Source organism: Williamsia sp. M5A3_1d (assembly GCF_053345315.1).
In genome coordinates, this window is the sequence record NZ_JBKEZX010000003.1 from 1 (window position 1) to 19649 (window position 19649).

The window sequence follows — 19649 nt, forward strand, 5'->3', positions numbered from 1 at the left end:
AGCGACATCCCCGAACGCCGGGCGGCGCCGACACGGTCGGCCTGGGCGGTCAATCGTGCGAGCAGGTCGTCGGCCACCGCCCGCAAGGCCACGACGCCGCGGACGGCGGCCACGATCGCAGCGTCATCGTCGGCGACAACAGTCTGAAGTGTGCCGTAGTCGTCGATCAGTGAGTCGGCCAATGCAGTGAATGATCCCCCGGTCATGACTTAATCGTACATACGTGCGGACATCGACGCAAGGGTCAATCCACCGAATCCTGTTGAAAAATAATCGAATAACGCACGGGCGACGCCCCCGATCACCACGTTACCGCGCGGGTGCGACAGAACATGGCGTCAAAGACGCCGCCATCCACAAGCACGACAGCGGGATCCGCCCACTCGACGGAAACAACTGCCCATTCGATGGAAACAACTGCCCATTCGACGGAAACAACTGCCCGCTCGACGAACTGCGGGCGAGGCGCAAAGAGACCGCAGCGAATCGTCTGAAGCGTCTGTTTCGCAACGTATCCGGTGTTTGAGCGGGTCGCCGAGTGCCGATCCCTCCGCTACAGTCGGCGGTTCGCACGCGACCGACCCACCGGATCGGGCCACCTGATCGACAGTGGGACACCAACCATGCCACCCGAGCGCTCTCGCAGAAGCTCCGCACGCCGCCGCGCCGGCGCCCCTGACGCACCGACCGAGGTCATCGCCCGCATACCTCCACGACCCCGCATACCTCCACGACACAGTCGCCGGAAGAAACTGCGTCGAAGCCTGGTGCGCCCGCTGGTCGCGCTGGCTTCGTGTGCGGTGCTGATCGGGACGGGGCTCGCATGGGGCGAGGCGCGACACATCGGTGGGGGATTCCACACCTCCGACGTGCTCGCCGGGGCGCCGAGGTCGACGGGCAGCGCCGAGAACATCCTGCTGATCGGGCTCGACTCCCGCAAAGACCGCGACGGCAACGACCTGCCCGCGTCGGTGCTCGCCGCGCTGCACGCCGGCGACGGCGAGGAGGGCGGCTACAACACGAACACCTTGATCCTCGTGCACGTGCCCGCCGACGGACAGCACATCGTGGCGTTCTCGATCCCGCGTGACGACTACGTCGCTGTGCACGGCATCGACGGATACGACCACGCGAAGATCAAAGAGGCCTACGGGCTGATGAAGGCGCAGGCCGAACAGAAACTTGTCGACGAGGGCGTCACCGACCAGGCCACCCTCGAGACCGATGGCCGCGACGCGGGTCGGGCCGAGACGCTGCAGACGGTGCGTGAGCTCACCGGTGTGCCGATCGACCGGTTCGCCGAGGTCAGCCTCGTCGGCTTCTACGACATCGCCAAGGCGCTCGGCGGTGTGAAGGTGTGCCTCAACCACGCTGTGTCCGACAGCTATTCGGGTGCCCACTTCAGCGCCGGGGTGCACACCCTCAACGCGTCGCAGGCGTTGGCGTTCGTCCGGCAACGGCACGGACTCGACAACGGCGACCTCGATCGCACCCACCGCCAACAGGCGTTCCTGATCTCGGTGGCGCACTCGCTGCAGTCGTCGGGCATCTTCGGCGATCTCGACAAACTCAACGCACTGGTGACCGTGGCGCAGCGCGACATCGTGCTGTCGTCGGGATGGGACCTCGTCGACTACGCCCACCGCATCGGCCACATCCCCGAATCGGGTTCTGATGCACAGAACCTCGCGTTCTCGACGCTGCCCGTCGTCCGGTACGACACCGTCGACAACCAGGACGTGAACATCGTCGACCCGACCGCGATCCGCAGGCAGGTCCAGACCGCGTTCGGGGTCATCCCGCCGTCACCCCCGACCTCCGCCGCGCAACCACTCGGGTCGACCGCCGGCACCCCCGGCAGCGACACATCGGGCACCGACACCGCAGACCCCGCGTCGCAGGATCCGACTCCCGATCAGGGTTCGCCGGTCACCAGCACCGCGTCGGGAGTGCCCTGCGTCAACTGACCCCGGGCGGGAAGAGACTCAGAGCTCGGAGATGTCGACGATGCCGTCCTGCAGGGCGCGTGCCAGCAGCGACGCCTTCGACGACGCGGGCCGGCCCACGGCCGCGTACTTCGCCCGGATCCGGGTGATGTGGGTGTTCACCGTCGATTCGGAGATGTAGAGCCGCTTCCCGACACCGACCTTGCTGTCGGCCAGCACCCAGGCGCGGAGCACCTCTTTCTCACGATCGCTGAGGGCCGGCGGGGTCATGCTTCGCAGAGGCGGGGCATCGAGGACTGCAGTCATGGTGATGTCCGATCACGGGGGCGTCGACGATTCCGACGCGGTGAATTGACGGTATCTAGACGTACCGACACCGAACAGACACATCATCTGGTGTCCCCCAAACGGGGGTCACGCTTAGCGGTCACACCGATCTGGCGCCGACGTCGACCGACGAGCGCACGATCTCGGTGCCGTCGGTCCCGAAATCGCGGCGGTACATCTCGCCGTCATCGCGCACCACCACCGACGCCATCGCCGACCGGTTCGGCGGCAACAGGCGCACGCGCACGTCACCCGACGTCGCCGACTCCAGGACATCGACGATCACGGCTCGCACCCGCACCAGGGCGTCGATCGGTGCCGACCGCACGGGGTCGTCGTCGAGGAGGATCACCTCGACGCCCCGGCTGCGCGCCGCCCTCGCCGCGTCGGTCACCGCGGTCGTCGCGAGGCCGGGTGCGCGTAGCCGGTCGCGCAGGTGCGCCTCGAGTAGCCCGCACGACTCGCGTTCCGCGGCGGTCAGTTCGTCGCCGGCCGCGATGCGATCGAGCATGGGGCGCGCCAGTTTGTCGAGTTCGGCCAGCTGCGCGTCGCGTTCGGCCGCGGCGGCGGTCTGTGCGGCGAGTTCGGCACTGCGGCGCGCGCCACTCCGCCGGAGATCGAAGATCAGTGCTGCGCTGGGTCGTAACGTCAGACTGAACACCGTGGCCATCGACAGCGGTGCGACGTCGATGAGCGTCACCTGCGGTCCGACGCCGATGCGTGCCGGTCCCACGATCGCCGCCACCAGGAATGCGCCCAGCATGAGGGCCATGCCGAGCCAGGCGACGCTGGTGCGCCCACGTACGCAGAGGAAACACAGGATGGCAGTCCCCAGGGCGTGCATCCAGTTCATCCCGGCCGCCCGGGCCGACGGGTCGACGAAGGTCAAAGCGATCCCGCAGCTGAGCGCTCCCGCGGATGCCATCGGCACCGCGGCGCGCAGAGGCAGTGGATCGGTGGGGATGAGGATGATCCCGGTCGTGGCGACAACCAGGATGAGCAGCGACACCGCGGTGCTCGCGATCGAGGCTGCATCTGTCGGCGTGATCACGAGGATCGCGAACCCGGACAGGCCGAGATAGATCGCGACGACGATCTTCGCACCAGTGGTGTGCAGGCCGACGAGGGCCCGCGCGTCCTGGGGTGCCTCGGTGTCGAAGTGCGTCGCGTGCGAGGTCGTCATATCGGTTTCACCCATTCGAGAGTGACCTGCGTGCCCTGTCCGGGTACCGATCGGATCGTCGCGACACCGCCGGGGAGTTGCTCCATTCGTCCCCGCACACTGACCGCGATGCCGAGGCGATGTGGGGGTATCCGGGCGAGATCGAAGCCGACCCCGTCATCGGTGATCTCGATGGCCAGCCGGTCGGCGGAGACCGTCACCCTCACGGAGATGCCCGCCGTCGGTCCGGCATGGCGCAGGCTGTTGCGCAAGGCTTCGGCCATCGCTGCCGACATCGTGCGCAGCACCTCCTGGGGATAGGTGGTGAGGCCCACCGGTGGGTGGCGGGTGTCGGTGAACGCGATCGCGTCGTCGATGTCGGTGACGGCGCTCTGCAGCAGGGCGATCGCGGCGGTGGCCGGTACGGAATCGCTACCGATCTGCTCGGAACCGAGTTCGGCGATCGTGTCGGACGCCAACGCGCGCAACGACTTCGTCGGACCCTGCCGCGCAGCACCGAGCAACACGGTCATCACGCCGTCGTGGGTGAGCGCGTCGAAGCGTCGACGTTCGGAGTCGCGGGCCCGGGCAGCGGCCGCCCGCGCCGCGAGATGGAATGCTTCCATCCGTGTCTCGTCGAGCAACCGCGCGGTGCGCACACCGATGATGACGGCCGCGGTGAACGGCAGGCAGTAGGCGAAGGCGAAGGCGAGATCTGGCCCCAGGGGGACGATGAGCTCAGCGGGACGCACCACTCGGCTCATGAGCGTGGCGATCGTGGTGAGCACGGCGAGATACACCAGGGCTCGTGCCCGGGGCCAGGCACCGCCGATCGCGACACCGACGACGCCGGGGAATTGCGAGAACCACAGTCCGCGTTCGTCGCTGAGGGCGCCGTTCTTCCAGGCGATCGGCACCAGTAGCGCCACGATCACGTACGCCGCAACCGCGACGACGATGGCGGGTTTGATGAGGTCCTGCTTTCCCAGTGCGGCGACGACACCGATCGCCATGCCGCTGCCGAAGACGGCAATCGGACCGCCCAGGGCCCACCAGCTCGACATGTAGGAGAACGACTTCACGATGTTGCCGGCGCACAACAATCCATAGGCGATGTACCCCGCACTCGTGAAGATCGCGAACTGGCGCACGATCCGCTGTTCGGCGTCACCGGGGACGCGGGTCGCGGTGCGGTCGGTCAGTCGCGGGGCCGGCGGGGCATCGGTAGCCATCCGTCCTCCACTGCGCGTTTGTAGAGGTCGGTTTTCGTCGGTGCGGGGCGTCCGGCGGCGGCGTACTTGTTGCGGATGCGGCCGAGATACATGCTGACGGTGTCGCCCGAGAGGCCGGTCAGCTTCGCCACACGCGCCGCCGCTTCACCGGATGCGTACAGCTCCAGCACTTCTCGCTGTCGTGGACTGAGGTTGACCTCCACGAACTCCTCGTCGGCGTCGATCGCGGCGGCCCAGTCCATGGTCGCGATGGTCTCGCCGCGCACGGCGGCGCGGATCGCATCGAGGATCTCCACCGCCCGCGGCGACTTGCGCACCACGCCCAGAACCCCTGCGGCAGCGGCCGATCGCACGAGGTAGGCCTCCTCGGCCGAGGTGTACACCAGGCATTCGATGCCGTGCGCGCGGAGCTCCTCGACGTTCTTGCGTGGTGAGCTGCCGTCGTCGAGACGCAGATCGAGCACCACCAGATCGAGCTCGGTGGTGATCGCCAGCAGGTCTTTCACCGTGGCGCCACCGCCGACGAAGGCGAGGTCGCTGGTGGTTTCCATCATCGCCTTGAGCCCGAGAATCGCGATCTCGTGGTCATCGATGACTCCGATCCGGGCGGGCCGATCGGTACTGCCCGACGCGTGATCGGTCATCGGGTGCCGGCCTCGGCCGCTCCCGACGCCGTCCACCGAGAGTGGCAGCGGCGATGAGCAGTGACAATCGCGTGTTCAGAGGGCAGCCGCCCGCGGGTCCGCCGCGATCTCGACATCACCGGATGATTCTCACCCGCTGACCTGCGGAGAATCGCCTGTACCTGTCCACATCACCCTGGTGTGGTGAGAACGGACTACACGGCACCTGTGCTTCTTCACAAACCGGTGGGTCACTTGTGTGAAGTCGGCACAGGGGCGATCGGCGAGTTCCGCGGAGGACCACACAGGCCCGCCTGGCAGGGTGGATGCATGACGATCCTGGATCTCACCCCCGACGAATTGCTGACCACCACGCGCACCGTGCGCAAACGCCTCGACCTCGACCGCGAGGTGCCTCTCGCGTTGATCCGCGAATGCCTCGAGGTGGCGTTGCAGGCCCCGAGCGGGTCGAATCAGCAGGGCTGGCAGTGGATGGTGATCACCGATGCCGAGCAGCGCGCAAAGGTGGGGGAGATCTACCGCGAGGAGACCGAGAAGTACCTCGCGTCGAAGGCGTCGGCGGCGAAGCTGTTCGCCGATGATCCCGATCGGTCGCAGGTGCAGCGCCGGGTCGGCAGCAGTGTGGAGGTGCTGGGCGAGAACATGGGTCGGGTGCCGGTGCTGCTCATCCCGTGCATCCGAGCTGGAAAGGAACTCCCGGCCGGCAATCAGGCCGGGCTGTGGGGATCACTCCTGCCCGCGGCGTGGAGCTACGCGCTCGCCGCACGGGCGCGCGGGCTCGGGACCGCCTGGACCACACTGCATCTCAATCGTGAGGCCGAGGTGGCCGAGATCCTGGGCATCCCCGCCGGCTTCCACCAGGGCGCGCTGATCCCGACCGCTTTCTACACCGGCGACACTTTCAAGCCCGCCCCGCGCGGCGACCTCGACGACGTCCTGCACATCGACCGCTGGTGATCCGGCCCTAGGAGCTGCCGAAGCGGATCGGGCTCGCGGACGGCACCGTGAACTCGTCGAAATAAAAGGTGTTGGAAGGGACCAACTGGCCTGCGGAGTCGATGAGTTGGCACAACGAGACCGCGGTATACCTACCGTTGGCGAGGTGTGCGGTCACGGTCGCCGATGAGGGCTGAGCCGATGTCGGGAAAGCGATCACGTCCACGACCGACGGCGAGATGGAAGCGATCGCCTGCGGCCCCCGAATGCCGAGGTCTACAGGCTGTACGCCAGAGAAATTCGGCTCTTTCGGGATCAGATCAGCGGCTGTGCCTGCATAGACCCCCGTCAAGCATTCGGATCTGTCGAGAGCGGTGTCGGTCAGGGTCACGGTGTTGCCCTCCACCGTGGCTCGCGCGACCTTGCCGGAGTTGACGACGTTGACGAAGGCTTGGTCGGGCGCCGCGGATGCAGCGCCGGTCGGGACAGATGACATGGCCACCGCGGCTGCGGCAGCGGAAACGAGCACAGTGGCGAACGTACGCATAGGGGTTGCTCCTCCGAATGATTTGAGTGCAACGCTAACGACTTCGGGTTCGGGTTGTCATCAACCGATCGGCTTACTTCCGGGAATCGGTGCAGAGCCTGAGCAGTGATTCCTGCACTGTGGCGCCGTACCGCAGGGTTCGCCCGACAACGCCGACAGCGCCCGAGGCGATCCTCGGGCGCTGTCGGTGAAGCGGTGGTACGTGGGTCAGCGAGCCTGATCGGCCACGGCATCCGCGGCGTGCTTGGCCTGCGCCTGGGTGTCCTGGGCTGCCGATGAGCCCTCGTCCTTCACCGTCTGGGCAGCCTCGGTGGCGGTGTCCTTCACCGACTGCGCCGCCTCCTGGGCCGAACCCTGCAGGTTGCTCGCCACGTCCTTCGCGGCGGCCTGCACCTCATCGGCCAGCGGTTGGGCCTTCTCCTGCAGCGTGGCCGCAGCCTGCTGCTCGGCGTCGGTCGGCGGGAACATCGCCGAGACCAGCAGGCCGGCGCCGAAGGCGATGAGTCCGGCGGCGAGGGGGTTGCCCTTCGCCTGTGACTGCACCTTCTGCGGTGCCGAGGTCACGGCATCGGAGACCGACGACAACGTCGAATCGGCTGTGGCCGTGGCGCTGTCGGCGGTGTCGTGCGCGGCACCCATCACGCGGTCGCGAACACCCGAGAGGCTGCTCGTGACCCCGCTGACCTTGCGTTTGGCGATGGTCGCGGGATTGGCCTCGTGCGCGAGGGTGTCGATGTTCGCGCTGAGGTGTTCGCGGGTGCGATCGATGTCGTGGCGGATCTGATCGGGGTCGGTCATGAGGCACTCCTGGGGTGAGGTGTGACGGCGGGTGGGATGTTCTTCACCGTCTCGGTTGTTCGGGGAAGCCCGCGTGCCGTGTGCAGCGCGGCGCGGCCCAAAAGGGCGAGCACAGCGCCGATCACGGCCCAGACGGCGGTGACGATGAGGGCTGACCATCCGTGTCCGGTGGCGTTGCCGATCGACCACCACAGGGCGACGGACAGGAACAGCAGCACGAAGTAGCCGGCGACAGCGGCGCCGGCGAGCATGCCGGATCCCTTGCCGACACGCGAAACCGTCTGCGAGGCTTCCGCCTTCGCCAATTCCAGTTCCTGGCGCATCAGCAGCGACAGGTCCTGGGTGACGTCGGAGAGGAGCTCGCCGATCGACGGCTGGGCCGTGGTGGGCGCGGTGCCGGGCGCGAAGTCCGCGCCGTGGGCGCCGGTCACGGGAGGGGTCCGGTGCTGGGCTCGTGCGACACAGGCGCGGACGGCATCGACGGTGCCACCGAGGGGATCTCGTGCGTGCCGGTATCGGTCTGCGGACCGGGGGTGGTCGACAGCGAACCGGTGGCAGGTGACGACGCAGTGCTCCCCGACGCCCCGTTGCTCGACGATGCGTTGCCCGACGATGCGGTGCCCGACGATGCCGCGCCGCGTCCGAGACGGCCCACAGCCACGCCTGCTCCGGCCGCCAGCGCCAGGAACAGACCGGGCTTGCGACGTGCAAATCCCGAGACGTCGTCGAGAAGCTGGCCGGGCTCGCGGCGATCGAGCCACGAGGCCACGGTGTGTACCCGCTCGGCGGCCTGGCGGGTGAGGTCGGATGCCGGGCCCTGCTGGGCGTTGGAGGCCATCGAGTCGAACTCGTCGGCCAGGGCGCGCAGGCTGCTGGCCGCACGTTTCTGCTGCTTGGAGGCCTGATCGGTCAGCTCGGTGCGTGCCTGACCCAGGAGGTCCTTGGCCTGCCCGGTGACCTCGGAAGCCACCTGTTGGGCCTGGTCGCCGGCGACGGATGCGACGTGCTTGCCTGCGTCGGCGGCGCTGGACGCGACGTCTTTACCGGCGTCGGTGGCGGTGCCCGCGACGTCGGCGGCCTTGTCGGTCGCAGAGCCTGCCGCGGCGTGCGCACCGGAGGCGGGGGCCGACTCAGCGGGGGCGGGCACGTTGGGGGCGGTCTCGGCGGCGAGCGGGGTGATGGGGGCGCCCGCGGATGTGTTGTTCGGCGTGGTCATGAGCACGCTCCTTCGTGTGTGAGCGCGGAATGGGGATCGCGTATGTCGATAGCGAGAGTCACGAATCCTCCTCAGGGAGAACAGATTGACAACAAGTGCGCGATGCCACGGACTGAACATCGCGCACCGGACAGGACTACCCGTGGCGCGGGATGTCAAACCCGGACCCGCCTGGGGGAGAGCGCAGGCTCAGCGTTCGGTGGTCACATCGCGAGCTGCGAGTCGGGTCGAGGCGATCACGCCACCCGCCGGGTCAGCTACGGCTATTTCGCTGCGTCCGCACGATGCCGAGACCGGCGATGAGCACCGCGACAAGCGACAGCAGATCCGACTCGGTCACGCCGTGGTGCAGAGTGAAGCTGAGGATCACGTGGCCCTCGATGGGGCCGTTGGCCAGCAACCACAGCACGGCAATGCCCGCCAGAACGCCCGACGAGGCGTAGCTCGGCCGCGCGAGTGACCACGCACCGCTGACGAACAGCAAGTTCATAATCACCAGCGCGTAGAAGAAGTCGGGTGCGATCGGCATCAGACCAGTGTGATCGATGGTTGCCGACCCTGGTTCCGACGAGTGGGTGTCGACGAACGTTATGCCCCGATGACCGCTGTGGGTCGCGCTTCGTAGTGAGAGCAACTACCCTCGCCCGCGGGGAGAGGGGATTCGATGAATCATGCTCAATGGACCGTTTTGGTCGAAGAGACCGTCCGCGACATCGACCACCGGATCAGCCGGGGTGATCTGCCGCGCCATGTGCTGACATTCGACGATGCGGCCGAGCACGCAGCAACACCGTTCACGTGTTTCGATTCGCTCGCTAACTCGGATCGCAGCAACGTGATCGCCGGCGTCGACGAGGTTCTCCGCGTTCGTGCGGGTGGCGTCTACTGACGCACTCGCCCATAACGGGAACTATGGGCGGTCGCTGCAGAACGACAGTCTGAGCGCGGCGCGGTCGACCTTGCCGGGTCCGCGCAGCGGTAGTGAGTCGACGACATAGATCTCGCGTGGCGCAGCAGACCGACTCAACCGGTCCGCGACACCTGCCCGCACCTGTTCGGCGTCCACGGTCGAATCGACCGAAGCTACAACGGCGGCAACGAACGACTTGTGGGACCACGGGGAGTCCGCCGGTGGTGATGGCCTCGTCGGCGCGGCCGATGATCGACAGCAATGCGTCGTCGACACGGCCGAGGTCGTCTGTTCGGTACTCGCCGGCAACCACGAATGCGTCGTGCTGGGGCATGTTTCGGTAACCGCGGGCGACCATCGGTCCGCGCAACACCACCCGGCCCACGCCGTCGTCATTCGCTGCATCGAGAACGATCTGGACACCGTCGAGCGGTACGCCGTCGTAGACGCATCCGCCGCAGGTCTCACTCATCCCGTAGGTGCGCACGATGGGTATCCCGGCGTCGACGGCGCGCTGCTGCAGCAGGATCGGCGTCGCCGCGCCGCCGACCAGTACGGGCACCCTCCGCGACAAGAGTCGCAAAGGGTGCCCGTCGTAGCCTCGATCTCCGGTTGGCGAACTCAGTAACCGAAGAAGCGTGTGCCTTCATTAGCGAGTGTGAGTCCGATCCCGATCGCGCCACCGAGGGCGAGACCAGCGGCTGCGCCAACGGGGCCGCCGATCACGAAGCCGATCGCCAGTCCGGTCAGTGGCGCAGCCGCGGCGACCGTCGAAACCCCTGCGTGGAGCACCTCTGAATCGGATTTGGCTTTGCTCGACTCTTCGTAAGCCAGGTAGAGTCCGGCGACAGATCCGACCAAGCTCAGACCCTTCAGTCCTGTTTTCGCCCAGAAAGCCGCATCCTTGGGAGCGAGCGGCGGTGTGATTTTCCCATCGGCTACGTCGGAAAAGTACTTGAAGGCGTTCGACTTCTCCACGGTGGAGAGTCGATCAAAGATCGGCTTGGCGGATCGGGCGGTGAACCCGTCCTTGATCGCGTCAGCAATATCCCATGCGTATTCAATTACATCGGCACTCACGCCGGCGGCCTGGAGGTAATCAATGATGAACTTCAGGGGCCCCTCGGCGTAATGCTTGGTCGCGCCCGAAGGTGGGGAAACGCCAGCTGCAGCAAGGACCTTCGATGCCTCCACTACGACATCCGCAGTCGCCCCTGATGCTCCAGTGACGTACTCGAAAGACGTTGACGCTCCGGGCGCAATGTCGCCGATGTTGAAGAGAATCCCTATTGCATTATCTTCGCGGGTCGAATACCCCTTCGCCTGATCGAGCGAGTCGAAGCTGTAGGGGTCTGTGTTCTTGAATCCGCCGGTGTAGACCTCCGAACGTCCGTCGCGGGAGTAGTAGTACGCGACTATGGGTTGACCGGTGAGTTGGTTGTACGAGTCGCCGCTGAGGCTCGTTGCGGTGACAAGCGAATACCCATCGTCACCCCCCTGGGCCACGATTGTGTTGTCTGTGATGTTGCTTCCGCCCAGCAGACGCGTGTTGTCGGGGTCGAATGAACGCATGTATTCGACCCGTGTGAGAACTGCCGACGTCATGTTCGTCAAGGTGATGACAGTGGTGTAGCCCTTGCTGTCACTGTTGAAGCGATGCACTTGCACCACCTTCAATTGGCCACCCACGAGGGCGGTGAAGGTTGTCGAGAGGGCTGAACCGGCTGTCGTATCGGCCAGTGAAGTACCGGACAGGTAGAGGGTTCCGGTGCCACCGGCGAGCGAACTGTAGCTGCCAGCATCTCCGTTGATGCCGATCGACCACCGTTCCTCAGGGGTATCAGGCGTGTAAAAGTCGACGGCCGCGTCGTTGCCGGTGTCAAAACCGTCGACGTCGGCGGTAAAACCAATATTGCCGCCGTGAAACCCTGGCGGAGGCGGGCCCGGCGTGCCAAAGGATCCTTGGTCGCTGACTCCGAGCTCGACGTAATCGCCTCCCAAGTAGGCTTGTCCGTCATGTATCTCGTGTCTTGCAGGTGGACTGACCTCCGCCGTGACTGCCGAACGTAGCGCAGGTTCTCGGCTGGAGATCGGGACGGACGGGGAAAGCGCTGGAGCACTCGCCTTAGAGGTAGTGGAAGTGGTGGTCGTCGTCAGATCGGGCACCGCTCCACTCGACGCGGTCGTCGAACTGGGTGTCGACGATCTCGTGGTAGCGCCGGGCGTGCTCCCGGTCGATTCTTCTGAGGATGAGGATGAGGATGAGGATGAGGATGAGGCGGTGGACGCCGTCGAGACTTCGATGGAACTAGCCCCAGACCCCGACTCGGTAACCGATCGGCTGATTCCTGAACTTGTACCACTCGCCGGTGTACTCGTGTCGGCGTGCGCTGATGCGGCGCCCGAGAAGATGCCAAATCCAACTCCGGCAGTCACGAATCCGATTCCAAGAATCCGCGCGGGAGAGAAGGTGAATCCGCAGACGCAGCTGGGTACCGGTTGGGATGAGACGGACACTGGTCGAACCCCAATTTTACTTCTGGACATATGATTTGGTGCCTTCGCCATCCGTTGATCGTGAATGTGGTCGAGGACGAATGTAATTCAGCTGCGAGGATTCTGGTGCGCCAGATTGCCGCTCCGTGGAAATTTCACACGGATAGATGACAACGCGACGGCCGGCTAATTAGCGACGCGTTGAGGTCCGACCGCGGTTGCGGCTCTTGTTGGACATCCGAATGCGAAGCGCCGCGCGGTCGACCTTGCCCGGCCCGCGAAGCGGCAGTCTGTCGACCAAGAACACCTCGCGCGGGGCGGCAGATCGGCCCAGACGTTCGATGACCACGGCGCGAATATGTTTCAGGTCAATGGCCGCTCCGGCCGACAGCACCACTGCAGCAACGACTTTCTCGCCGAGACGCTCGTCGGGCAACCCGAAGACCGCGCATTCGGCAACCGCGGGGTCGGCGAGGATTGCCGCTTCGACGACTTGCGGGACCACGGTGAGACCTCCGGTCGTGATGGCTTCGTCGGCGCGGCCGATGATCGACAGCACTCCGTCATCGACACGGCCGAGGTCGTCGGTCCGGTACTCGCCGGCAACCACGAATGCGTTGTGCTGGGGCATGTTCCGGTAACCGCGGGCGACCATCGGTCCGCGCAACACAACCCGGCCCACGCCGTCGTCATTCGCCGCATCGAGAACGATCTCGACCCCGTCGAGCGGTACGCCGTCGTAGACGCACCCGCCGCAGGTCTCGCTCATCCCGTAGGTGCGCACGATCGGGATTCCGGCATCGACTGCGCGCTGCTGCAGCAGGATCGGCGTCGCCGCCCCGCCGACCAGCACCGCATCCACCTCGCGCAGTGCGGCGGTCGCGTCCGTGTCGTCGAGCACCTTGATGAGCTGCGTCGGCACCAGCGAGGTGTACCGCCGTGGGCCCTCGATCGCGTCGATGCCGCGGATCAGGTCGGCAGGGTTGAAGCCGGTGGACACATCGATCACCACCGGCCGGTAGCCGCCGCGCAGAGAACGCAACAACACCTGCAGTCCGGCGATGTGGTGCGGCGGCAAAGCGAGGAGCCAGCCGCCCGGTCCGCCGAGACGGGCGTCGGTCGCCGCGGCCGACGCCTCGAGGGTGGCTGCGGTGTGCAGCGCCCCCTTGGGTACACCCGTGGTGCCCGAGGTCGCGATGACGAGCGCGATGTCGTCGTCGATCTCCTCACCGGCCCCCAGGGCCGACTCGAGTCGTTCGATTTCTCGCAGGTCGCCCGCCGGGACGGGGAGCGCGGCGATCGACCCGTCGATTATGACGCGCAGGTCGTCGACGGCATCGAGAACTGCCGGCCCCGACGCCAGCGGGAGCGGGGTGAGGTTTCTCAGGACGGACCCGAGGTCTCGCCGGGGCGGCCGGTGTCGAACTGCCAACCGGCCTCTTCGAGCAGGCGCCGGACACGTTCGACATCGTCCTGCGACGGCATCTCGTCGGTCACCTTCGTGATGAGTACACCGACGTCGACCGGACTGATCGGCTCATGTGCGGGATCGGAGTCGACCTCGGCGACGAGCAGATCGGCGATCTCGTGCACCTCGTCGTCGGTGAGCTGTCGGCGTAGCAGGGCCATCAAGGGAACATAGTCCTGCTGCGGCACGCCATGGGGGTATCCGGCGCGCAGCCAGTTCATGATCGAGCGCATCAGTTGCGGTCGGTCCATGGGTCCCTCCCGGCATGCATGGACGAGGTGTCAGGCGGCGCTGCTCCCTGCACGCCGATCAGGGGCAATCGTCCCACATCGCGCTACATCGGCACAGCCCAGAGCAATCGCGCGGTCAGCCCTGCTGTGGCAGGTCGGAGCCGTCGTCGATGCCGATGTCCTGCGCGGGATCGGCGGCGGCGTCCCAGCGTTCGTGGAGCCCGCCGGTGAGTCGGTTGACTTCACGCAACTCGGCGAACAGGAATGCTCTCCGGTTCTGCGAGACGGCGTCGGGTCGACCCTGCAGCGCGGCGAGCTCCTGTCGCAGGGCCTCGGTGTGCTCGGCCAACAGACCGGAGAACTGCGCGGCCTGAGCGCGCTGGTTGTCGGTGATGCGGGCGGGCGCCACCTCGTCCTGCTCGTTGCCGGCGTGTCGATCCTCGGGTACGTTGCGAAAGTTCGCCAACCACAGGACTTTCCCCATCGTTGTTCCTCCTGTGATCGAGTTGCGGAGCATCAGGAGTATCACCAGCGGCGTGCGATCTCCAAGACTTCGCCGCGGCATGATTCGGACGATGTCCGATATGGGGCAATCGGTCTCGGTCGCGAAAACTTCTGCGCGACATGATTTTTAGTCTTCTCGCACCGCGCCTGATTTGCTTGACCGACCCCTCCGGCGGCATCGCAGGGGCGGTTTTCCTGGGCTTTTGTCCCCGGTGCTCCCTTGCAAACCCAGGCGATCGAGGGTGCCGGGGGCACGGCGCCATCGGGCACAGGGAAGCGACGCCGGCCGGCCGTTAATGTTCTCGACGAACAACGCGGGGGTCTGTTCGCGCAGCTGTCGAATTCGACGATCTGCGCCGGATGTCGTTGCGATGAGCGCAGTCTGCCTCGCGCCGTACACCGACCGGCGACCGCGGCGAGCACTCGCACCGTTCTGTCATCACAGCACCGGAGGAATGATGAGAGCACAATCCCTGATCGCGGCGGGCATCGTCGTTGCAGCCACCGTCGGGCTGTCCGCCTGCGGCGGCGGATCCAGCGACGTCAGCGGCGAGAGCGCCAAGCCCGAAGGCGGCACATCGCTGTCGCTCGTGGCGTACTCGGTGCCCAAACCGGGCTTCGCCAAGGTCATCCCGGCCTTCGAGAAGACCAGCGCCGGCTCCGGCATCGCGATCAACGAGAGCTACGGCGCCTCGGGCGATCAGTCCCGCAAGGTGGTCTCGGGTCTTGCCGCCGACGTCGTCTCCCTGTCGGTGGAGCCCGACGTGACCCGCCTGGTGAAAGCGGGCAAGGTCGACTCCTCGTGGAACACCGGCCAGTACAAGGGCATCGGCTTCACCTCGGTGGTCTCGCTGGTGGTCCGTAAGGGCAACCCCAAGAACATCCGCGACTGGAGCGATCTCCTCAAGCCCGGCGTCGAGGTCGTGACCCCCGACCCGCGCAGCTCCGGCTCGGCGAAGTGGAACCTCCTCGCGCCCTACGCGGCCGTCAGCAACGGTGGCGCCGACAAGCAGAAGGGTGTCGACTTCATCCAGAGCCTCGTGCGCGATCACGTGAAGACCCGCCCGGCATCGGGCTCCGACGCATCCGCGCTGTTCACCCAGGGCACGGGTGATGTGCTCATCTCCTACGAGAACGAGGCCATCAACCTGCAGCGTCAGGGCAAGGCCGTCGATTACGTCGATCCGCCGACCGATTTCAAGATCGAGAACCCGATCGCCGTGGTCAACGGATCGCACAAGGATCAGGCCAAAGCCTTCGTCGATTACGTCACGTCCGCCGATGCCCAGAAGCTGTGGGCTGAGGCCGGATTCCGTCCCGTCGATCCCACCGTGGCCGCCGCGACCGCAACGGACTTCCCGACCATCTCGAAGGTCTGGACCATCGCCGACCTCGGCGGCTGGACCTCGGTCGACACCGAACTGTTCGACAAGACCAACGGCCAGTTCACCAAGATCTACGCTCAGGCCACCGGCTAGATGACCCTCGCGACGAAGCCCCCGCGGGTGCGCCGAGCGCGCCGGCGGGGCTTCGGCATCACCTCGGCACTCGGCGTGGGGGCCGGCGGGCTGTGGCTGAGCGTCATCGTCCTTCTGCCCATCGCCGCGCTGGTCGCCAAGGCGCTCGGCACCGGATGGAAGCCGTTCTGGGACGCCATCACCACCGAATCCGCCATCTCGGCGTTCGAGGTCACGTTCCTCACCTCCGCCGTCGTCACGGTGATCAACGCTGTGGTGGGCCTGCAGATCGCGTGGACGCTCACCCGCGACAACTTCCCCGGCCGCCGATTCGTCGATGCGCTGATCGACCTGCCGTTCGCGCTGCCGACCATCGTGGCCAGCATCGTGCTCCTCGCTCTCTACGGCGCGACGAGCCCGGTCGGGATTCACGTGCAGCAGACCAAGTACGGGGTGATGGTGGCGCTGCTGTTCGTGACGCTGCCGTTCGTGGTGCGGTCGGTACAACCGGTCATCCTCGAACTGGAAAAGTCGGTGGAGGAGGCGGCCGCCACGCTGGGGGCACGTCCGTTCGTGATCGTCCGATCGATCATTTTGCCGGCGTTGGCGCCCGCGCTGCTCTCCGGTGCCGGGCTCGCGTTCTCCCGCGCGATCGGCGAGTTCGGCTCGGTCGTGCTGATCGGCGGCGGCATCCCGCGCAAGACCGAGGTCTCCTCGCAGTACATCCGTTCACTCATCGAGCAGGACAGTCCGGCCGCCGCGGCCGCCATATCGGTTGTGCTGTTGGCTGTCTCGTTCGTGGTGCTGTTCGTGCTGCGCATCGTGGCCTCGCGCCTGGCCCGGAAGGAGGCGCCCAGTGACACGTTCGTGGCTTAGGTACACCACGATCAGCCGGGTGTTCGTGCTGTTCTACATCGGGGTACTGCTGATCGTCCCGTTGGGGCTCATACTCTTTCGCACGTTCGAACCCGGTGTCGGTGCGTTCATCGACTCCGTGACCTCACCGGCGGCGATCGCCGCGCTCGACCTGTCGCTGCTGATCATCGCGATCGTCATCCCGCTCAACGCGATCTTCGGAGTGCTGCTCGCGCTGGCGTTGGCGCGCGGGAAGTGGCGCGGGCGGGCCCTCGTCGAGGCGGTCGTCGACCTGCCGTTCGCTCTGTCACCGGTGGTGGTGGGCGTGTCGCTCATCCTGGTGTGGGGAGTCGACGGGTGGCTCGGATTCTTGTCAGACTGGGGGATCCAGATCATCTTCGCCGTACCCGGGATGGTGCTCGCCACCGTGTTCGTGACGCTGCCGTTCGTGGTGCGCGAGGTGGAACCGGTGCTGCTCGAGATCGGGACGGAGCAGGAAGAGGCGGCGATGACGTTGGGCGCGAACGCCCTACAGATCTTCCGTCGCATCACCCTGCCGGCGATCCGCTGGGGTCTCGGCTACGGAATGGTCCTGACCGCCGCGCGCGGACTCGGCGAGTTCGGTGCCGTCATCCTCGTGTCGTCGAACCAACCGGGGATCTCCCAGTCGCTCACCCTGCTGGTGTACGGCCGATTCGAGCAGGGAAACGAATACGGCGCCTACGCCGCCTCGACGGTTCTGATGCTCGTCGCGATCGTGATCATCCTGGCGATGACACTGCTCGCCCGCCGGGTGGAGAACGGCGAGCGGGAAGCCGAGTAACTCAGCCGAGAGCCGGTGCTATCGCGCGGGAGCCGCAAGCGGCCACCCGACGGAAGCCAGGCGGGACGCCACCTGGTTGATCTCCTCGGGATTCGGCTCGATCTCGATCACCTTGTGGATCGCTCCACGGATCTGATCCTCGGTCACCGGGTCGTCGGTGCCGTGCTCCTTGAAGACGGTGAGGATCGCGCGGGTGACCTGCTCCTCGTCGAGCGAGCGCTTCAGCAGCGCCAGCAGCGGGAAGTAGTCCTTGGGCGGCACCCCTTCGGGGTAGCCGTCGCGCAGCCAGCCGAGGATGGAATCGAAGGTCTTGCTGTCAGCCATGATCAGCTCACTTCACCGGCGCGAACGGGAAGAGGTTCACGCCGAAGTGGTAGTTGATGGTGGTGCGGGTGATCCAGAGGATCCCGACCACGATCACCGCGGCGATGAGCAGGAACAGGAACGCGCCTGCGGCCTTCAATGCCGGGTTGGGGGCGGTGGTGGAGCCGTCCTCATCGAGGCCGCCTGAGCCCGCGGCGTAGAGCCGCAGGCCGATGGCGAACACGGCGGGCAGTCCGGCGCCGAGGATCAGTCCGATCACCAGCACCTTGAGAATCGCTTCGAAGGTTTCCATCTCGAGTTCCCTGTTCTTTCGTCGCGGTCAGCGCGAGCCGACGGTGGACGGCGACTCGGCGGCGATCTCGGCCGGGATCACGGTGTTCGACGACTCGTCCCACTCGGCGTTGACGTTGTTGTGGTCGACCTTCTGCTGCTGCGCACGCCAGTACATGTAGGCCGAGAGAACGACCAGCACCGCGAAGATCACGATGGCGCCGGCGGCACCGCCGATCGCGTTGGCGATGAAGAAGCATGCGGCACCGACCAATCCGGCCAGCGGGAGCGTGGTGACCCATGCGACCACCATGCGACCGGCGACACTCCAGCGCACCGAGGCGCCGGGCTTGCCGACACCGGAACCGAGGATGGAGCCGGTCGCCACATGGGTGGTCGACAGCGCCATGCCCGCGACACTCGAGGTGAGGATGATCGCGGCAGAGGAGGCCTCGGCGGCCAGGCCCTGCGGCGCCTTGATCTCCACCAGGCCCTTGCCGAGGGTGCGGATGATGCGCCAGCCACCGAGGTAGGTGCCGGCGGCGATGGCGATGGCGCACGAGAACACGATCCAGACCGGCAGGCCTTCGCTCACCGAGCCGGCTGAGAGGTGGCCGGTGGCGATGAGGGCGAGGGCGATGACGCCCATGGTCTTCTGCGCGTCACCGGTGCCGTGGGCGAGCGAGACCAGCGAGGCGGTCGCGATCTGGCCGGCGCGGAAGCCGCTGTCCTTCTTGTTCTCGGCGATCTTGGCGGTGATCGCGTAGATCAGCCAGGTGCCCAGGGCGGCGACCGCGAGCGCGATCACCGGGGCGAGCAGCGCCGGGATGATGATCTTCTGGGTGATGCCCTCCCAGTTGACGCCCGAGGTGCCGATGGCGGCGAGACCCGAGCCGATGAGGCCACCGAACAGGGCGTGGGAGCTGCTCGAGGGAAGACCGAACAGCCAGGTGAAGAGGTTCCACAGAATGCCGCCGATGAGGCCGGCGAAGATGATGACCAGTGCCTTCTGCGCGTCGAGGCCGCTCACGAGGTCGCCCGCGCTCGCGCCCTTGGTCTGCTGGATCTTGAGGACGTCCTTGGTGATGGTGGCTGCGACCTGCACCGAGAGGAATGCACCCACCAGGTTCAGGACTGCCGCGATGGTCACCGCGACCTTGGGCTTCAGTGCACCGGTCGCGATCGAGGTCGCCATCGCGTTTCCGGTGTCGTGGAAGCCGTTCGTGAAATCGAATCCCAGTGCCGTGACGACCAGCAACACCAAGATCAGCATCTCTGCGCTCATGCGCTCATTGTGGGGCCACGATCGTTCAATTGTCTAAGCGATCGTGACTGTTACTCACGGTCTGACCTGGTATTTTGTGCTTGCTACAACCGCCGTTTACCGATTGTTCATCTGCCTGGCCTCGGTGGGCATTGTCGATCGTGGCGGCACGGCAACTTAAGGATGCCTGTGAGTCCGATTTGTTACTCGCAATTGTCGTCTGGTCGGAGGATATTGAGG

Annotated in this window: 23 protein-coding genes and 2 pseudogenes; 7 read left to right on the forward strand and 18 right to left on the reverse strand. The window is 66.2% G+C overall.

The annotated features are described in order from the left end of the window. Nucleotides 1-206 (reverse strand): hypothetical protein (locus ACLBW1_RS12480; protein ID WP_447812176.1); only part of this gene is annotated, 206 nt, incomplete at its 3' end. Nucleotides 207-623: 417 nt separating this feature from the next. Here ACLBW1_RS12480 and ACLBW1_RS12485 point away from each other — a divergent pair. Further along, nucleotides 624-1967 carry an LCP family protein gene (locus ACLBW1_RS12485; RefSeq protein ID WP_447812177.1) on the forward strand — a complete coding sequence of 448 codons (1344 nt, stop codon included), beginning with the start codon at nt 624-626 and terminating at the stop codon, nt 1965-1967. Between the two features lie 18 nt (nt 1968-1985). Here the strand turns inward: ACLBW1_RS12485 and ACLBW1_RS12490 are convergent. The 4 genes and pseudogenes from ACLBW1_RS12490 to ACLBW1_RS12505 all read right to left on the reverse strand — a co-directional run. Next, nucleotides 1986-2207 (reverse strand): annotated as a pseudogene (locus tag ACLBW1_RS12490) (LuxR C-terminal-related transcriptional regulator); the annotation flags it as partial. 166 nt (nt 2208-2373) lie between these two features. Then, entirely contained in the window at nt 2374-3456 is a 1083-nt protein-coding gene (locus ACLBW1_RS12495; RefSeq protein WP_447812178.1) for a hypothetical protein, read from the reverse strand. Then, a complete protein-coding gene (locus ACLBW1_RS12500) occupies nt 3453-4667 on the reverse strand; it encodes a sensor histidine kinase (RefSeq protein WP_447812179.1) in 1215 nt (404 codons plus the stop codon). The genes ACLBW1_RS12495 and ACLBW1_RS12500 overlap by 4 nt, the downstream gene beginning before the upstream one ends. Next, nucleotides 4634-5311, reverse strand: a complete 678-nt coding sequence (locus ACLBW1_RS12505; protein WP_447812180.1) for a LuxR C-terminal-related transcriptional regulator — start codon at nt 5309-5311, stop codon at nt 4634-4636. The genes ACLBW1_RS12500 and ACLBW1_RS12505 overlap by 34 nt, the downstream gene beginning before the upstream one ends. A 309-nt stretch (nt 5312-5620) precedes the next feature. On the opposite strand from ACLBW1_RS12505, the gene ACLBW1_RS12510 reads away from it, so the two are divergent. Then, complete coding sequence (locus ACLBW1_RS12510) at nt 5621-6268, forward strand: nitroreductase family protein (protein WP_447812181.1); 648 nt, start codon at nt 5621-5623, stop codon at nt 6266-6268. A gap of 7 nt (nt 6269-6275) precedes the next feature. On the opposite strand, the gene ACLBW1_RS12515 is transcribed toward ACLBW1_RS12510, so the two are convergent. The 5 genes from ACLBW1_RS12515 to ACLBW1_RS12535 form a co-directional block, all read right to left on the reverse strand. Next, on the reverse strand, nt 6276-6794 hold the full coding sequence (locus ACLBW1_RS12515) for a hypothetical protein (RefSeq protein ID WP_447812182.1): 519 nt from the start codon (nt 6792-6794) through the stop codon (nt 6276-6278). A gap of 207 nt (nt 6795-7001) precedes the next feature. Next, nucleotides 7002-7592, reverse strand: a complete 591-nt coding sequence (locus ACLBW1_RS12520) for a DUF3618 domain-containing protein (protein ID WP_447812183.1) — start codon at nt 7590-7592, stop codon at nt 7002-7004. Further along, the gene (locus tag ACLBW1_RS12525) at nt 7589-8023 is read right to left on the reverse strand and encodes a phage holin family protein (RefSeq protein ID WP_447812184.1); all 435 of its coding nucleotides are present in this window, start codon (nt 8021-8023) and stop codon (nt 7589-7591) included. The genes ACLBW1_RS12520 and ACLBW1_RS12525 overlap by 4 nt, the downstream gene beginning before the upstream one ends. Further along, nucleotides 8020-8808: a hypothetical protein gene (locus ACLBW1_RS12530; RefSeq protein ID WP_447812185.1), complete on the reverse strand. Its 789-nt coding sequence runs from the start codon at nt 8806-8808 to the stop codon at nt 8020-8022. The genes ACLBW1_RS12525 and ACLBW1_RS12530 overlap by 4 nt, the downstream gene beginning before the upstream one ends. A 253-nt stretch (nt 8809-9061) precedes the next feature. Continuing rightward, nucleotides 9062-9337, reverse strand: coding sequence for a hypothetical protein (locus tag ACLBW1_RS12535; RefSeq protein WP_447812186.1), 276 nt, complete (start codon nt 9335-9337; stop codon nt 9062-9064). Nucleotides 9338-9472: 135 nt separating this feature from the next. Between ACLBW1_RS12535 and ACLBW1_RS12540 the strand changes: the two genes are divergently transcribed. After that, nucleotides 9473-9697: a hypothetical protein gene (locus tag ACLBW1_RS12540; RefSeq protein WP_447812187.1), complete on the forward strand. Its 225-nt coding sequence runs from the start codon at nt 9473-9475 to the stop codon at nt 9695-9697. 21 nt (nt 9698-9718) lie between these two features. Here the strand turns inward: ACLBW1_RS12540 and ACLBW1_RS12545 are convergent. Together ACLBW1_RS12545 and ACLBW1_RS12550 are read right to left on the reverse strand one after the other, a co-directional pair. Then, a pseudogene (locus tag ACLBW1_RS12545) lies at nt 9719-10274 on the reverse strand (o-succinylbenzoate--CoA ligase); the annotation flags it as partial. A gap of 65 nt (nt 10275-10339) precedes the next feature. Continuing rightward, the gene (locus ACLBW1_RS12550) at nt 10340-11719 is read right to left on the reverse strand and encodes a hypothetical protein (protein WP_447812188.1); all 1380 of its coding nucleotides are present in this window, start codon (nt 11717-11719) and stop codon (nt 10340-10342) included. 52 nt (nt 11720-11771) lie between these two features. On the opposite strand from ACLBW1_RS12550, the gene ACLBW1_RS12555 reads away from it, so the two are divergent. Beyond that, entirely contained in the window at nt 11772-12269 is a 498-nt protein-coding gene (locus tag ACLBW1_RS12555) for a hypothetical protein (RefSeq protein WP_447812189.1), read from the forward strand. Between the two features lie 135 nt (nt 12270-12404). On the opposite strand, the gene menE is transcribed toward ACLBW1_RS12555, so the two are convergent. The 3 genes from menE to ACLBW1_RS12570 form a co-directional block, all read right to left on the reverse strand. Beyond that, nucleotides 12405-13646 (reverse strand): o-succinylbenzoate--CoA ligase, encoded by a 1242-nt coding sequence (menE, locus tag ACLBW1_RS12560; RefSeq protein ID WP_447812190.1) that lies wholly within the window; start codon nt 13644-13646, stop codon nt 12405-12407. Further along, nucleotides 13598-13933, reverse strand: a complete 336-nt coding sequence (locus ACLBW1_RS12565) for a DUF3349 domain-containing protein (RefSeq protein WP_447812191.1) — start codon at nt 13931-13933, stop codon at nt 13598-13600. The genes menE and ACLBW1_RS12565 overlap by 49 nt, the downstream gene beginning before the upstream one ends. 115 nt (nt 13934-14048) lie before the next feature. Beyond that, the gene (locus ACLBW1_RS12570) at nt 14049-14396 is read right to left on the reverse strand and encodes a hypothetical protein (protein WP_447812192.1); all 348 of its coding nucleotides are present in this window, start codon (nt 14394-14396) and stop codon (nt 14049-14051) included. Between the two features lie 478 nt (nt 14397-14874). Between ACLBW1_RS12570 and ACLBW1_RS12575 the strand changes: the two genes are divergently transcribed. Genes ACLBW1_RS12575 through ACLBW1_RS12585 form a run of 3 tightly spaced genes read left to right on the forward strand, consistent with a single transcriptional unit; the run spans nt 14875 to nt 17551 of the window. After that, the gene (locus ACLBW1_RS12575; RefSeq protein WP_447812193.1) at nt 14875-15894 is read left to right on the forward strand and encodes a sulfate ABC transporter substrate-binding protein; all 1020 of its coding nucleotides are present in this window, start codon (nt 14875-14877) and stop codon (nt 15892-15894) included. Further along, nucleotides 15895-16749, forward strand: coding sequence for a sulfate ABC transporter permease subunit CysT (gene cysT, locus ACLBW1_RS12580; protein ID WP_447812194.1), 855 nt, complete (start codon nt 15895-15897; stop codon nt 16747-16749). A 10-nt stretch (nt 16750-16759) separates the two neighbouring features. Then, nucleotides 16760-17551: a sulfate ABC transporter permease gene (locus ACLBW1_RS12585; RefSeq protein ID WP_447812954.1), complete on the forward strand. Its 792-nt coding sequence runs from the start codon at nt 16760-16762 to the stop codon at nt 17549-17551. Nucleotides 17552-17569: 18 nt separating this feature from the next. On the opposite strand, the gene ACLBW1_RS12590 is transcribed toward ACLBW1_RS12585, so the two are convergent. Genes ACLBW1_RS12590 through ACLBW1_RS12600 form a run of 3 tightly spaced genes read right to left on the reverse strand, consistent with a single transcriptional unit; the run spans nt 17570 to nt 19430 of the window. Beyond that, nucleotides 17570-17875, reverse strand: coding sequence for a DUF3349 domain-containing protein (locus ACLBW1_RS12590; RefSeq protein ID WP_447812195.1), 306 nt, complete (start codon nt 17873-17875; stop codon nt 17570-17572). Nucleotides 17876-17882: 7 nt separating this feature from the next. Then, a complete protein-coding gene (locus tag ACLBW1_RS12595) occupies nt 17883-18167 on the reverse strand; it encodes a hypothetical protein (RefSeq protein ID WP_447812196.1) in 285 nt (94 codons plus the stop codon). A 27-nt stretch (nt 18168-18194) separates the two neighbouring features. Then, on the reverse strand, nt 18195-19430 hold the full coding sequence (locus ACLBW1_RS12600; protein ID WP_447812197.1) for an anion permease: 1236 nt from the start codon (nt 19428-19430) through the stop codon (nt 18195-18197). Nucleotides 19431-19649: the final 219 nt, after the last annotated feature.

Bases quoted from the DNA above. Each gene is read 5' to 3' on its own strand.
- ACLBW1_RS12485 (WP_447812177.1), top strand. From the start codon at position 624: ATGCCACCCGAGCGCTCTCGCAGAAGCTCCGCACGCCGCCGCGCCGGC.
- ACLBW1_RS12495 (WP_447812178.1), bottom strand. From the start codon at position 3,456: ATGACGACCTCGCACGCGACGCACTTCGACACCGAGGCACCCCAGGAC.
- ACLBW1_RS12500 (WP_447812179.1), bottom strand. From the start codon at position 4,667: ATGGCTACCGATGCCCCGCCGGCCCCGCGACTGACCGACCGCACCGCG.
- ACLBW1_RS12505 (WP_447812180.1), bottom strand. From the start codon at position 5,311: ATGACCGATCACGCGTCGGGCAGTACCGATCGGCCCGCCCGGATCGGA.
- ACLBW1_RS12510 (WP_447812181.1), top strand. From the start codon at position 5,621: ATGACGATCCTGGATCTCACCCCCGACGAATTGCTGACCACCACGCGC.
- ACLBW1_RS12515 (WP_447812182.1), bottom strand. From the start codon at position 6,794: ATGCGTACGTTCGCCACTGTGCTCGTTTCCGCTGCCGCAGCCGCGGTG.
- ACLBW1_RS12520 (WP_447812183.1), bottom strand. From the start codon at position 7,592: ATGACCGACCCCGATCAGATCCGCCACGACATCGATCGCACCCGCGAA.
- ACLBW1_RS12530 (WP_447812185.1), bottom strand. From the start codon at position 8,808: ATGACCACGCCGAACAACACATCCGCGGGCGCCCCCATCACCCCGCTC.
- ACLBW1_RS12535 (WP_447812186.1), bottom strand. From the start codon at position 9,337: ATGCCGATCGCACCCGACTTCTTCTACGCGCTGGTGATTATGAACTTG.
- ACLBW1_RS12540 (WP_447812187.1), top strand. From the start codon at position 9,473: ATGAATCATGCTCAATGGACCGTTTTGGTCGAAGAGACCGTCCGCGAC.
- ACLBW1_RS12565 (WP_447812191.1), bottom strand. From the start codon at position 13,933: ATGGACCGACCGCAACTGATGCGCTCGATCATGAACTGGCTGCGCGCC.
- ACLBW1_RS12570 (WP_447812192.1), bottom strand. From the start codon at position 14,396: ATGGGGAAAGTCCTGTGGTTGGCGAACTTTCGCAACGTACCCGAGGAT.
- ACLBW1_RS12575 (WP_447812193.1), top strand. From the start codon at position 14,875: ATGAGAGCACAATCCCTGATCGCGGCGGGCATCGTCGTTGCAGCCACC.
- cysT (WP_447812194.1), top strand. From the start codon at position 15,895: ATGACCCTCGCGACGAAGCCCCCGCGGGTGCGCCGAGCGCGCCGGCGG.
- ACLBW1_RS12590 (WP_447812195.1), bottom strand. From the start codon at position 17,875: ATGGCTGACAGCAAGACCTTCGATTCCATCCTCGGCTGGCTGCGCGAC.
- ACLBW1_RS12595 (WP_447812196.1), bottom strand. From the start codon at position 18,167: ATGGAAACCTTCGAAGCGATTCTCAAGGTGCTGGTGATCGGACTGATC.
- ACLBW1_RS12600 (WP_447812197.1), bottom strand. From the start codon at position 19,430: ATGAGCGCAGAGATGCTGATCTTGGTGTTGCTGGTCGTCACGGCACTG.